At 65.3% G+C, this 13767-nt stretch carries 8 protein-coding genes; 5 read left to right on the top strand and 3 right to left on the bottom strand.

Features of this window, described 5'->3' with window-relative positions; genetic code table 11:
* The first annotated feature begins 89 nt into the window (after nt 1-89).
* Complete coding sequence (locus tag ACIBTS_RS31185; RefSeq protein ID WP_399323772.1) at nt 90-401, top strand: helix-turn-helix domain-containing protein; 312 nt, start codon at nt 90-92, stop codon at nt 399-401.
* A 206-nt stretch (nt 402-607) separates the two neighbouring features.
* On the opposite strand, the gene ACIBTS_RS31180 is transcribed toward ACIBTS_RS31185, so the two are convergent.
* Nucleotides 608-1237, bottom strand: a complete 630-nt coding sequence (locus ACIBTS_RS31180; protein ID WP_399323770.1) for a hypothetical protein — start codon at nt 1235-1237, stop codon at nt 608-610.
* Nucleotides 1238-1392: 155 nt separating this feature from the next.
* Nucleotides 1393-3957 (bottom strand): AAA family ATPase, encoded by a 2565-nt coding sequence (locus tag ACIBTS_RS31175; protein WP_399323768.1) that lies wholly within the window; start codon nt 3955-3957, stop codon nt 1393-1395.
* A gap of 328 nt (nt 3958-4285) precedes the next feature.
* Here ACIBTS_RS31175 and ACIBTS_RS31170 point away from each other — a divergent pair, with 328 nt between their 5' ends.
* From ACIBTS_RS31170 to ACIBTS_RS31155, 4 genes are all read left to right on the top strand, one after another.
* Complete coding sequence (locus tag ACIBTS_RS31170) at nt 4286-4738, top strand: NUDIX domain-containing protein (protein ID WP_399323767.1); 453 nt, start codon at nt 4286-4288, stop codon at nt 4736-4738.
* 28 nt (nt 4739-4766) lie between these two features.
* Entirely contained in the window at nt 4767-5225 is a 459-nt protein-coding gene (locus ACIBTS_RS31165) for a hypothetical protein (protein WP_399323847.1), read from the top strand.
* A gap of 322 nt (nt 5226-5547) precedes the next feature.
* The gene (drmD, locus tag ACIBTS_RS31160; RefSeq protein ID WP_399323765.1) at nt 5548-8760 is read left to right on the top strand and encodes a DISARM system SNF2-like helicase DrmD; all 3213 of its coding nucleotides are present in this window, start codon (nt 5548-5550) and stop codon (nt 8758-8760) included.
* Nucleotides 8757-12752, top strand: coding sequence for an Eco57I restriction-modification methylase domain-containing protein (locus ACIBTS_RS31155; protein WP_399323763.1), 3996 nt, complete (start codon nt 8757-8759; stop codon nt 12750-12752). The genes drmD and ACIBTS_RS31155 overlap by 4 nt, the downstream gene beginning before the upstream one ends.
* Before the next feature lie 37 nt (nt 12753-12789).
* Here ACIBTS_RS31155 and ACIBTS_RS31150 read toward each other — a convergent pair whose 3' ends face one another.
* A complete protein-coding gene (locus ACIBTS_RS31150; protein ID WP_399323762.1) occupies nt 12790-13659 on the bottom strand; it encodes a type IIL restriction-modification enzyme MmeI in 870 nt (289 codons plus the stop codon).
* Between the last annotated feature and the right edge of the window lie 108 nt (nt 13660-13767).

Here is a 13767-nt window from a genome sequence, read left to right as displayed (position 1 = left end):
ACCCCGGGAGGGGTGTGTTTGGAATAGCATGCGGTGGAGTTGGCGGACGCTGTCATCCCTGGAGGGCCGGATGGGCGACACTCTTCGCTGTGCCACGAGGAGACAAGCGACGACGCAGCCCTGCCGAGTACGTGACCGACGGCGCGTGGCCGCACGCCGTGCTCGATGACCACCACGGCGCCCGAGTGGCGCAGGAGGTGGCGGCGAGGCTGCGCAGGGTGATCGGCGAGAGGGGCTGGTCGGTCGCCGAGGTGTCCCGGCGCAGTGGCGTGTCCCGCATGACGGTCGCCCAGGTGCTCGACGGCGCGGTGTGGTGCGACCTGCTGACGATCGCGAACCTGGAGAAGGCGCTGGAAGTGGACCTGTGGCCCGGCCGTGAGCCGGGCAATCCACCGAAGTGAATTCGCATGGGCATTCGGTTCCTCGGGAAAGAGGCAGGGGAAAATGACCGAATGCCGAACACACTCGGGCAGTGCCGGGTAGTGTCGGAAACGGCCTGTACGGTCACGACCGTCGCCGCGGATCCAGGTTGCCTCCTGGGTCGCTACATGCGGCGGCGGTCATAAAACAGCAATACTGCGTGTATCGCTTGTCGTGGGTGGAATGGTCAGTCGAACTTCCAGTTCATCCGTGGACGGTAGTAGACGTGCCGGTCGTCCTCGCGCGTGACGCGTTCCAGAGCGCCGATCAGCGTCAGAGCACGAAGGCGGTTGCGTAGCCTTTTGCGGCCCCGGGGGTCCTCTTTGGGGATTCCCAAAACTTTGGCGATGTCCTCACTGCCCCAGGGCAGGTCGGGACGCGCGGCGATGACGTTCAGGATTTCCTGCTGTCTGCTACTCCGGATCGTGATGGCGGCCGGCGGATGTCCCGCATCCGTCGTTGTCGGTGCGGGTTCAGGGGACGCGGGCGGCTTGCTGTCCGATGCAGATTTTTCGCGGTCCTGAGGTTCTGGGACGATGTGCAGCGTTACCGGAGGGGTGGGCTGGCCGGTGAAGATGCCGTGCTGCCTGGCCTGTTCGTGCATGGTCCGCAAACGAGACTGCATTCCCACCAGGCCTCGCGCCTCATCGCGGTGAGCGATCAGCGCCTCACACTTCTCGGTTTCCTCGCGCAGCGCCGTACTCAGCCGTCCGATGACCGCTTGGGACTTCTCGATCAGCGATTCGTACTGACGGACCACATGCTCCGCTTCGTCCCCGTCAGGAGGGGGACTCGGGAAAGTCTCCTGGTACGTCATGCCCATCAAGGTAGGGGTAAAGCCAGTTGGCTGTCTGGCCTTTGGGGGACCAGTTGGCTTTTTGATGGCTGCAACCCTGATAGAGCGCCCATTTATCGTCTGTATGTTCGTGCTTCGCTTCTGTGGATGGTATTTCTGGGTTCTCAGAGAGGTCTTCACCAGGTGTTGGGAAGAGGTAGCTCGGAAAGTAGGGGGAGGGTCAGTTGTTCGGTGCCTTCGCGGATGGCGCGGACGGCTCCGGTGCGCAGGAGAAGGGCCAGTTGGCCCACGTTTCCGCCGGTGCGCTGATGAAGAAAGGCGGCCTGGGCGGTCAGGGTGCCTGGCTCGTGCGCGTGCAGACGCAGCGCGTCTTCGAACCGGCTGATGACCTTCTGCCAGACCTCGCCGTCCGGCAGAAGGTCCAGGCGTACCGACAGCAGTCGGCGGTGCGGTGTGTGCGTGACTGTCGTGGCGAGGGACTCGGGGCTACCGATACCGGCAAAGGCGAACGTCGCCGGGATGCGGTCGCAGAGGTAGTCCAGAATCTCGGCCACGGCGGTGTCGGACCAGCCCGGACTGCGGAGATTCTGGGCCTCGTCCACCAGGACGAGAGCGGTGCGGGCGGTTGTCATCGCCTCGCTCACCCAGGCCGCCAGGTCGGCGGTCGTGGGCGAGCCGCGCAGGGGGATGCCGAGAGCGCGTGCCAGTTCGGCCAGCAGCAGGCGCGGTGAGGTGGCGGGTGGCAGCCGGACGTAGACCACCGGCATGGCCGAACTGCCTGGCTTCTCCGAGCGAATGCCGGGCAGTTGGGCGGTGTAGCGGCGGGCTGCTTCCAGCAGGGCTGTGGTTTTGCCGGTACCGGACACTCCGTGCAGCAGCATTCCGTGGCGGGCGCCTTTCTCGTACCGGTTGAGGTCCAGCAACTCCCCGATCCACCGCGCGGCGGACACGACGTCCGGCACGCGCAGCAGGAGCCCGGCGTGATAGGCCACGCGGGAATAGTCTGGTGCCGCGTGTGAGCCGTCCTCCTGGTCCGAAAGCGGCGAGAACGAGGCCGCCCAGTCACGACAGGACGGCCCGGCCCAGGAGATAGGCGAGTGCGCGCTCGTGTTCGGGGCCGGATCCGGCCGTTGCCGGGCGATGGCGGCGTAGACCTCCGTGTGTTCAAGCGGCGCGTGATGCAGGACGGCCGCAACGGCGGGCCGGGCAGCAGACGATACGGCGGGAATCGTGATCCACTCGTCGTCCTCGGACCGCAGCCACACACGGCGGGGGTCATACGGGTCCCAGCGGACCTCGAACCTGCGGCCTTTGTCCTGTGACGCCGGGGAACGCAGGGGATCCAAAGCCGAGGAGTTGTAGGTCTGTCCGCTGAGCCGCAGCCCCTGGCCTCCGACCGCTCTCCAGGCCACGCTCAGAAGTTCCGCGAAACCGTGAGGAGGCAAGGGCGTCGATGTCCATCCCGCTGAGGCGGTCAGCGTCTCGTGACGGGTTCGCGGCGTGTGAGCTCCGTCTGAGGGCGCGGTCGGCACCGGGGCGTCCGGCCAGACCTGGGCCACCCATACGTCGAGCAGGTCCTGCACCATCTCGGGCGGCCATCCAGTCTCGTGCGCGGCCCGCCCGGCGGCGGAGAGTAGATGGTCGGTGAAGAGGGACACGAAGTGGTCCAGCGTGCGCTCCACAGTCTGGCTGTACGTGGGCCACAGACGCTGCGTGTACCGCACGTGGATGCCCAGTTGCGTGCAGGCTGGGCGCAGTGCCCGCAGGCTGGGCGCGTGGTCCTCGTCGACAACGATGCTGTCCGGGCGGACGAGCAGTGAGGACGTGGGTCGCCGGTCCGTGCGACAGAGTCGTCCGGACAGGAGGGCGCCCCAGTCCGCGTGCATCCCGACGGGGACGAGCATCCGGGCGAGCAGCGTCGCGTGCAGTGGAGGCCGGTAACCGGTGTGAACGATGGCGGCCACCACGAGACTGGTAGCCTCGTCCAGAGCGATCAGCAGTCGAAGAGGCTCCCTCGGGCCCGCCCTGCTGGATGGCAGCGGCAACTCGACTGTCTCCAGATGAACACGCTCACCAACGGCCACATCACCCACCCGGCGGAGCCGCCGCTTCCCAGCGCCGACAAGCATCTCGGCAGCGAGCCGCCGGACGGCAGCCCGGGACGGCCTGGGCAACTCACCCGCCGAGATGGGCTCAGTCAGCCGGGCCAGCACCTGATCGTGCAAGTGTCCGGCCATCAGGGGGGCTCCCGACCGTTGCGCGGCGAGCACCTCCCGGACAGTCGCCCGCACTCGAGGGTCCAGCCGGGCCACGTCGGTTATATGCCGACTGGCCCTGCCGTCGGCGAGCCCGGCCAGGCCCTGCTCCTGATACCGCTGCCGCTTGCGCCGCACCGTCCGCGCGGAAGCTCCGCGCACGCCTAGGTCGGCCAACTCCTGTGCTTTGGCTTCCTCGCGCTCGGCCAATGTGCGGTGTGACGGATCGTAGGCCGGGAGCGGCTCGGTGCCGGCCGGCGCGTCATGCGGCACGCCGTTGAGCACCTCGGTGACGTGCCGCCGCCACCAGCGTGCCCGCTCCAGAGCCGCATCCGGCAGGGGTGGCGCCGACTGCTCCGGAGGCGGCCCTGCTCCCCGCTCCAGGAACTCGAAGCCCTCCGAAGACAGCAGGGAGACCACGTCGACGTGCTCGGTGGCGCCGAGTCCGTCCAGCAGCGCGACGTGCCCGCCGTGTACGCCGGTCACCGTGCACACCTGCCCGTCGAACCGGACCCGGTCTCCCACGACCAGCCGGTCGGGCCACACCCTGTTCCTCCCCTCCCTGATCGTCCACACCCGGCCGGGCCGAACGGTGCCAAGCCGTGCTCGTGCGCGTTCACACCGCCCACGAGCACGGACCGCCACCGCTCGGTCCGGCCAGATCGTCCTCGTATCTAGTGAACTGGATACGAGGGTGCGTCCGCCCACACAACGCATCCAGTTCGCTGGATATGCATGCCGGATCCTGCCCTGACACACCCGTATGGAACACATCGATGTGCCATTCCAATAACATGCGGGCAGGGTGGTCGATGTGATCAGCTCAGCCTTCCCGGCAGCCGCATGCGTCCGTCCCGTCGTCATCGACCCGGCCGCACGCAGCTTTCTGCTGGTGCCCGACCGCGCCGTGCCCCCGGCCACCTGGAGCGTTCCCAGGTACTCGATACGGCCGGGCGAGTCCTTTCGTCGGGCCGCGGCGCACCACCTTCGCCGTGAACTGCGGCTGCCCGCACTTCGGATCGCCCCGGTCACAGGGAGGCTTCCCGCTTCCAGGGATCGCCGGTGCGAGGAGTACTTCGTGCTGGCGGCCCCTGCGGCAGAGGGCTGGCCCTGCGACGTCCGCGCCCTGCTGTCCCCAAGCGCGCGATGGTGGACGACGGCCGAACTGCGGGATGCGGACGTGCAGGTGCAGCCGCAAGTGCTGCTCGACCTCATCGACGGTTACTGGGAGGGATGGCTGCCCGACGGGGTGGTCTCCCTCGAGTGAGCCCTGGGACAGGAGAAGCACAGTGCCCATGTACGCCATCGAGATCGTCCTGACCCGTGCCGTGGGCGCGGTCGAGCTGAGGGCCGCACAGCAGCGAAGCCGTCTTGCCATGGCGTCCTCCGATGACGGCAGTCGCCTGGTGGTCCTCGTATCCGCGGAGAGCGAGCCAAGAGCCGTACGGAGGATCTGGAAACGGCTGGGAGACACACTGCCCGTTGACGTGCTCTGCGGACTGTTCCCGGGCATCGACGGCAGCTACCTCATGAGCATCCCGATGGAGCCGGATACCGAGGAACGGCTTCGCAACCTCGCGGCGGACGCCGGACAGACCCCGGAGGAGTACCTCCACGCGGCCATTGCCCAGGCACTGGCCCGTGACCGCTCCTCGCGGCGGGCACGGCTGGCCTGCGCTCTGAGCTGGCTGTTCCGCGAGTTCACGCCCGAGGAGATCACGGCGGAAGCAGCGCAAAGGATCAGCAGGATCTGACGAAGTCATGCGCTTGTGAAGAGGTCGCAGCCGGGAGGCCTTGGCGAGCAGAAGGCGATCCCAAGCCGACTGGACTTCGCGCATGGCATCACGTGGCGGTGGGCGGCGGCGTCACCCCCCCACAGTGAGCGCACTGCTGCCGGTCCGCGTTCCCCTTCCACCCGAGGTGAAGCTACTCTGCGCGACTTCTCCCAGCGCTCGCCAGAGTCGGGGATACTGGTTCGCTGGTGACCCACCTGCCACTCACGGGGCTCGTTGTGACTGGCTTCAGAGGGGGGATCGCAGGGCTGGGTGTGAGGCGTCGATGAAGGAGTCTCGTCAGGTGGGGACCGCTACGGAACGTCCGCAGGAAGCGGAGAGCAGCGCCGGGCGGACGGTGGCGCTGCCGCCGGTCCCCGAGCCGGGGCAGGTCGTCAAGGTCCGGGGTTCCACGTGGGCGGTGTCGGACGTCCGGCGCCAGGGGCTTCCGCGGAGTCCCGCTGACGAGGGGCGCCCTGGTCTGACGCATGCGGTCAGCCTGCAGTCGCTGGACGAGGACCGACTCGGCCAGGAGCTGACCGTGGTCTGGGAGCTGGAGCTCGGCCACACCGTCGAACCGGATCAGGGGCTGCCGGAAGCCGTACGACCCGAGGCATTCGACGATCCGAACACACTGGCCGCGTTCGTCGACGCGGTGCGCTGGGGCGCGGTGACCTCGGCGGACGCCAACTCGTACCAGGCTCCGTTCCGTAGTGGTGCGAACGTCGAGGCGTACCAGCTGGAGCCGTTGCGCAGGGCGTTGCAGTCTTCCCGAACGAACCTGCTGCTGGCTGACGACGTGGGCTTGGGTAAGACCATCGAAGCCGGTCTGGTCGTGCAGGAGTTGTTGCTGCGTCACCGGGCACGGACTGCCGTCATCGTCTGCCCGCCGAGCCTGGCGTTGAAGTGGCAGGACGAGATGCGGGAGAAGTTCGGCCTGGAATTCGTGATCGTCAACAGCGCGCTGATGGCGAAGGTCAAGCGCAGCCACGGACTGAACGCGAACCCGTTCCGGCTGTACCCGCGTGTCATTGTGAGCATGGCCTGGTTGCCGTCGCTGCGGGCGCAGCGTCTGCTGCGTGAAGTCATGGCTGATGTGCGCAGCGCGTCGACTGCTCGGCGGTTCGCCTTCGACATGCTCGTGGTCGACGAGGCGCACCATGTGGCGCCGGCCAGTCCGACAACGGCTCCGGGACAGCGCGGGTACGCGGTAGACAGCCAGCGCACCACGGCGACGATGAGGCTGGCGGAGGCATGTGAGCACCGCCTGTTCCTGAGCGCGACGCCACACAACGGCTACTCGGAGTCGTTCACGGCCCTCTTGGAGATGATCGACAGCCGCCGGTTCACCCGGGGCGCCAGCATCGACGAGAAGGCGCTGCGCGACGTGGCAGTACGACGCCTGAAGAGCGAACTGCCGGAGAAGGGATTCAAGGCTCGCCAGCTCAAGACGATTCAGTTCGAGCCGTCGCAGGGGGAGCAAAAACAGTTCGAGAGACTGGAGCAGCTGCTTGCCGAGAGCGCCCGCGCCAACGGAAAGGGCAGGGGCGGCGACATCGTCTCGATGCTGCTGAAGAAGCGTTTCCTGTCCAGCCCTTGGTCGTTCGCCCGGACACTGGAGCTGTACGAGGCAGCCGATCCAGGCGACCGCCAGCTGGACCTGGACGACGACGCCGGCTACTACGCCGAGGTCATGGGCAGCGGACAGTCGGACGAGGAGGAAGGCGACGCCGACCACCCCGAGTTCACAGCCCTTCGGCACTCCAAGGGCTCGGACGCGTTGGTCGCGGCCACCGAGAGTGAGATCGTCTCGCTGATCGAGTGGGGTCTGAGCTACGAGCACAAGCCGGACTCCCGACTTGAGGCCCTCATCTCCTTCCTCAACGCCCACTGCCGTACGTCCGACGGGAAACTCTGGACGAACGAGCGTGTGGTGGTCTTCACCGAGTACGCCGCCACACTCGACTGGATCGCCGGTGTTCTGCGCCAGCGTGGCTACAAGGACAGGTTCGAAACGATCCAGGGCTCGACCCCGGCCGAAGAGCGCGAGAAGATCCGGGCGCGGTTCACCGAGAGCCCCGACAAGCATCCGGTGCGCGTCCTGCTCGCTACTGATTCTGCGGGCGAGGGCATCGACCTTCAGACGCACTGCTACCGCCTGGTCAACTTCGACATCCCGTTCAATCCTTCCCGCCTCGAACAGCGGATCGGCCGGATCGACCGGTACGGGCAGACACAGAGCCCCGAGATCTATCACTTCGTTCCCGAGTCGACCTCCACGACGTACGCCGCGGACATGCAGTTCATGGGGATCATTGCCACCAAGGTGGGAACGGCGACCAACGATCTCGTGGGCAAGGTCAACCAGGTCATCGACTCCGACGTTCAGGAGCACTTCAGCCCGTCCGGCGGCAATCGCAAGTCGCGGCCCACCCCGCCTGACGACGGAAACGAAGTCATCAACCAGGCACTGGCCGGCGGAGTCGGGCTGAACCGTCAGCTCACCGAACTCGCCCGAAGCTACGATGACCGCAAGACGGCGATGCACCTGACACCGGCCAACGCCCGACGCGTAGTGGACACCGCGCTCGCCCTGGACGCTCAGCCGCCCCTGGAAGAAATCGGTGACGACCGGACCGAAGCGCCGGTCTTCGGGGTTCCCCACCTGGGCCGATCCTGGCAGTTCGCCCTGCGAGGCCTGGACACACGCCTGGATCCGGGAGTGCTGCGACCGATCACCTTCGATGACAAGGCGGCACAAGGACGCACGGACCTCGTCCACATCCACCTCGGCCATGCCCTGATGCAGCGGGCCACCCGCACCTTGCGCAGCGCTCTGTTCAGCGTGAACTCGCAGATCAACCGGGTCAGCGCAGTCGTCACCCCCGGTCTCACGGAGTCGTGCGTAGCCGCTGTGTCCCGTCTCGTCCTCGTTGGCCGCGGAGGCCTGCGGCTGCACGAGGAAGTTTTCCTCACCGGCATTCGACTGCGGGGGCGGGCGCTTGCCGAGGCCAAGGTCGAACAGGTACTGGATAAGACCCTGGATGCCGACGACCTGGAACTGGCCGACGAGCAAGTACGCACCCACCTTTCCGCTCTCTGGAACGACGACGGGGCCCGTCTGCGTCCCCGGCTGCTGAACGCAATGGAGCGCAAGAGCGAGACTCTGCAGGAGAAGGTCACACAGACCCTCAAGGACCGCGAACAGACAGACATCAAGCGGGTCCGTGAGATCTTCGACGCCTTTCGAGTCAACCTGCGGGACTCCCGGGACGCGCTGGAGCGCGCCATTCGCGCGGAGGAAGAAGACGTCCTCTTCAGCGACGACCAGCAGAAGCAGCGCCGCCGGGACCTCAACCACATGAACGAGCGCCTGGAGAGCCTGGACAACGAAGAGGCCCGCGAGCTCGCCTCGATCCGGGAGCGCTACAGCGACATCAAGCCGTACGTTTCGGCCGCCGCCGTGGTGTTCGCACTGACCCCTGAAGACGCGAGGAACGGAATGGTCGAGGCATGAGCCGTAAGTACCCCCCGACTGCCGCCAGCTTGCACCGCGCCTGGCTCGAGCTGGTCGACACAGACGGCCCGTTCCTCGCCGTGCCCGCCCTCGAACGAGTCTGGCCCCAGGGAATCCCCCAGCCGAACCCCCGGGCCCTCGATGCACTCAAGGACGCCAAACCCGCCTTCGAGAAGGCATGGGAGAACTGGGACACCCACCGCGAGGACACGGCCGCCCTGGATCTGTACCGCGAGGCCCGCGACACCTGGGTCGACCTCGTACTGCGCCAAGGGCTGCGCTGGGTCAACTCCTACACCGTCCCCGCGCCGGCCGCCGCGGAGGTGCGCTCACCCGACTACACCGTGACCGTCCGTGCCGACGGCGCCCTCGTCGACGGTGAGACGACGGGTGCGCTCGTCCTGGTCATCGACCCCGTCGACTCCCTGCGTGATCCGCTCACCGACGGCTGGTCCGCGAGCCCGATCGACCGCATGGAGGAACTGCTGCGCGCCTCCGAGATCCCCATCGGCATCGTCACCGACGGCCGCTGGTGGGCGATCGTCAGCGCCCGTCCGCAGACCATGGTCGCTTCCGGCATCGTGGACGCCCAGGACTGGATCGCGGAGCCCCAGACCCGTAACGCCTTCATCGAACTCCTCCAACGTCGGCGCCTGGTCGGCGGTAAACCGGCCGACCGGCTCACTGAACTGTTCGGTGAGTCCGTCACCGCTTCAGAGAAGATCACCGAGGCGCTCGGTACCCAGGTTCGACGCGCTGTCGAACTCGTCGTTCAGGCCTTGTCCGAGGGCGGCCTGGACGCAGCGCGCGGAGGCGAACCCGATCCGCTCCCGGACCGGCGCGGCGAAGTCTACGAGGCGGCCGTCACCGTCATGATGCGCGTCGTTTTTCTCCTCTTTGCGGAGGAACGAGGCCTGCTCCCCGAGAACGAGCTGTTTGCGATGGGATACGGCGTCAGCGACGAACTCGATCAGCTCGACGCCCGGCAGAACGAGGAAGGCGACCAGGCCCTCGACGCCACCTACCTCACCTGGCACCGTCTCCTGGCCACATCCCAGGCCCTCTATAAGGGCGCCACCTTCGAGGACCTGCGTCTCCCTGAATACGGCGGCTCGCTCTTCGACCCCTCCCGCTTCCCTTTCCTCACCGCTCGCGACTCCCAGGGCGCCTTGGCCATCACCGTCAGCGATCGCGTGATGCACGAGGTGCTGCGCGCCGTCCAGATCGCGCAGCTGACCGGTGGCGCCCGCCGTATCTCCTTCCGAGACATCGACGTCGAACAGATCGGCTACATCTACGAGGGCCTTCTCGGATACTCCTGCGAGAACGTGGACGAGGTCATCGTCGGACTCGCTGGCCGGGCAGGCTCCGAACCCGAGATGCCGCTCGCCACACTCGAGGAGCTCGCCGAGGCGGCACCAGACGACAGCACTCTCGCGGAAGCCGTCCTGGCATGGGTCAAAGAGAACCAGCCCGCCGCCAAGCCTCCGACGAAGGCCGCTCTCACCAAGGCGCTAAAGACTGCGGATACCCTCGACGACACCGAGAACGTCCTGCGCGACCTCACCGATGACGAAGACCTGCGCGAGAGACTGCGCCCGTTCATCGGCATCATCCGCAGAGACCTGCGAAACCGGCCCCTGGTGGTTGAGCCCGGCGGTGTCCTCCTGGTCGAGACACCGTCGCGTGCCTCGGCCGGCGCGCATTACACACCACGCTCGCTCGCCGAAGAGGTCGTACGCCACGCTCTGGAACCTCTCGTCTACTCGCCCGGACCCCACCAGACGGCCGATCAGGACGCCTGGCAACTGGTCTCCTCGGACGAGATCCTCGATCTCAAGATCGCAGACATCGCGTGCGGCTCAGGCGCGTTCTTGGTCGCTGCAGCCCGGTACCTGGCCGCTCGGCTTGTAGAGGCATGGCGCCGCGATCACGTGGCCACCGGAAACGCACACGACCTGCATGTCCGCGCGATAAGGAAAGTCGTCGCGCGGTGCCTCTACGGCGCGGACATCAACGGCATGGCTGTGGAAATGTGCAAGCTGTCGCTGTGGCTTGTCTCCCTCGACCCGAAACTTCCCTTCTCGTTCGTCGACGACAAGGTGCTCCACGGCAACTCTCTGCTTGGACTCACGGACGCCGAGCAGATCCGCGCGCTTCACATCACCCCGGGCAAGGGTGCGGCGACCCCCCTCTTCGACCTCGATGATGGGGCAAGGGCGATCCGACACCTCGACATCGATGGTGTGCTCACCAGGGCATCGAGGCTACGGCAGAGCCTCGCGAGCGAGATCAATATCGATGACCCACAGCGTTCAGCCACCACCAAACGACGGCAGTGGCGTGAGTATCAAGACCTGACACGGCAGCTCGCAGAGGTCGCCGACAGTGTGGTCGCGGCCGGCCTACGCGTTGGAGGTAAACCCGGCAAGGCACTGACCGAGGCATACGAAAACCTTCGTATCGCGGTCAGCCTGGCCCACCCCGCGGAGGACGGCGGTAGGTCCAACCGCACCATGCTCGACGGCATCCTCGCCACAGGCCTCACCCCCACAGTGGAGACCGACTACACGCGCTGGAAGCCGCTGCACTGGATCCTTGCCGTGCCGGACGTGATGGAGCGAGGTGGGTTCGATGCGATCATCGGCAACCCACCGTTCCTGGGCGGCCAGAAGCTCACTGGGACCATGGGAACGAACGTCCGCGACTGGTTCGTCTCCGTGATCGCGAACGGCCGTAAGGGAAGCGCCGACCTCGTCGCGTACTTCACCCTCCGAGCGCATCAGCTTCTCGCGGCCCGCGGATACACGGGCCTCATCGCCACCAACACGCTCGCCCAGGGCGACACACGAGAAGTGGGACTCGACCACATTACGGAGAGCGGCGTCGAGATCCGAAGGGCTGTCAAGAGCGCGCCCTGGCCGTCCGCCTCGGCGGCGCTGGAGTACTGCGCGGTGTGGACCAGCAAGGAGCCGCTTACGCCCGAAGCGACTCGTGTCCTGGACGGGGAGGAGGTATCCGGCATCACATCCTCACTCGACCGCAAGTCCCGAGTCTCGGGTCGGCCGTTCCGTCTGGTAGCTAACCGGGGCAAGTCCTTCCAAGGGGCCAACGTGCTCGGCAAGGGCTTCATTCTCACGCCCCAGCAAGCTCGGGAGCTGATCGAGCGCGATTCCCGCAACAACGACGTCCTCTTCCCCTACCTGAACGGCGAAGACCTCAACTCCCGGCCCGACTGCTCGGCGAGCCGCTGGGTGATCAACTTCCATGACTGGCCCGAGGAGCAGGCCCGGAGCTACCCCGAAGTATTCGACATCGTCGAGCGCCTCGTGAAACCCGTGCGGATGTCGAATAATCGCAAGGTCTACCGCGACTATTGGTGGCAATATGCAGAGAAGCGCCCGGCGATGATCAAGGCAATCTCGGGACTGGACCGAGTCTTGGCGGTAGCGCGTGTAAGCCGAACCGCGATGACTACCATGATCCCAACGGGGCAGGTCATGAACGAGAAGATCGTTGTATTTCCCACTGATCAACTGGAAACGCTGGCAGTACTGGACTCTACGTTCCACGTGCTGTGGGCTTGGAGCTATTCAGCCACGCTGAAGGCTGACCTCCAGTATGCGCCGTCTGACGTTTTTGAGACCCTGCCGCATCCAGAATATAAGAGCGCCACGCTCCGAGATCTAGGAAATAGCCTTGACAAGACTCGCAGCGAGATAATGCAGAACCGCAATGAGGGCCTAACTAAGCTGTACAATGCGGTTCATGACAGCTCCGTGACCGACAGCGAAATTCAGCATCTGCGACGCATTCATGAACTCATTGATTGCGCCACAGCCGAGGCCTACGGATGGCTAGACCTTGACATTTCTCATGGTTTCCATAGAACGAAGCAAGGGCAGCGCCACACGGTCGCGCCAGACGTGCAGGCTGAGATTCTTGATCGCCTCCTAGAGCTGAATCATCATCGGCATGATTCAGAAGACTAAGACATAGTGTCGTCGGCAAAAGTTGACGGGTTACACACTAGCCTGCTGACCCATGACGCTCCTGATTCAATTCCAGCAGGAGGTCGAGGATCTCCGCCTGGGCGGATTTATTAAAGGTTCGACGCGACCCACTCTTAGTCTTTTGGAATACGTATTCCAGGTCGAGGCCTTCCCATCCGTACGCGCTCGTTACAGCTTGATCCACTTGAGCGTGAACATTTCTCAGCTCAATTACCTCCCTTTCTCTAGCTGTAGGGTCATGAAATTTGCTGTACAACTTGGTCAAGCCGAGGTCGAGGTCTAGCATTGCCGCAGATCTTGTCTCACTAAGAAAGCGTCCCAGGTCGGTTAGATTCTTCATCGCTGAAGAGTCAGGTTGAGGGAATGTCTCATACACGTCCGACGGTGTATATCGCAAGTCTCCCTTGAGGCTGGATCCCCAAGCACTGGCCCACAGGTAGTGGATACTGCTGCTTGGCAGCGCAAGTCCTGCGTATCCCTCCGTGAAAACTCCCAGCATATGCGAGAAGACCTGGCCAGTCGGGACGGAGGAAGGCATGGCTGTCTTGCTGACGAGCGCTACCGCCAAGACTCGGTCCAGTCCCGAGATTGCCTTGATCATCGCCGGGCGCTTCTCTGCATATTGCCACCAATAGTCGCGGTAGACCTTGCGATTATTCGACATCCGCACGGGTTTCACGAGGCGCTCGACGATGTCGAATACTTCGGGGTAGCTCCGGGCCTGCTCCTCGGGCCAGTCATGGAAGTTGATCACCCAGCGGCTCGCCGAGCAGTCGGGCCGGGAGTTGAGGTCTTCGCCGTTCAGGTAGGGGAAGAGGACGTCGTTGTTGCGGGAATCGCGCTCGATCAGCTCCCGAGCCTGTTCGGGCGCGAGGACGAATCCCATACCCAAGACGTATGAACCGATGAAGGAACGCCCATGGTTAGCTACCAGACGGAAGGGAATCGGCCTATTAACTTACTGGGTTGCGAGTTGACTACCAGGAATAACCGC

It is taken from the genome of Streptomyces sp. NPDC050121 (assembly GCF_044460385.1).
In the GTDB taxonomy this organism is placed as follows: Bacteria; Actinomycetota; Actinomycetes; order Streptomycetales; family Streptomycetaceae; genus Streptomyces; species Streptomyces soliscabiei.
The sequence above is the reverse complement of the archived record's forward strand: the minus strand, read 5'-3'. Positions and strand labels throughout refer to the sequence as shown.

Coding starts and splice junctions, on each gene's coding strand:
- ACIBTS_RS31180 (WP_399323770.1), bottom strand. CDS start 1,237: ATGACGTACCAGGAGACTTTCCCGAGTCCCCCTCCTGACGGGGACGAA.
- ACIBTS_RS31165 (WP_399323847.1), top strand. CDS start 4,767: ATGTACGCCATCGAGATCGTCCTGACCCGTGCCGTGGGCGCGGTCGAG.
- ACIBTS_RS31155 (WP_399323763.1), top strand. CDS start 8,757: ATGAGCCGTAAGTACCCCCCGACTGCCGCCAGCTTGCACCGCGCCTGG.
- ACIBTS_RS31150 (WP_399323762.1), bottom strand. CDS start 13,659: ATGGGATTCGTCCTCGCGCCCGAACAGGCTCGGGAGCTGATCGAGCGC.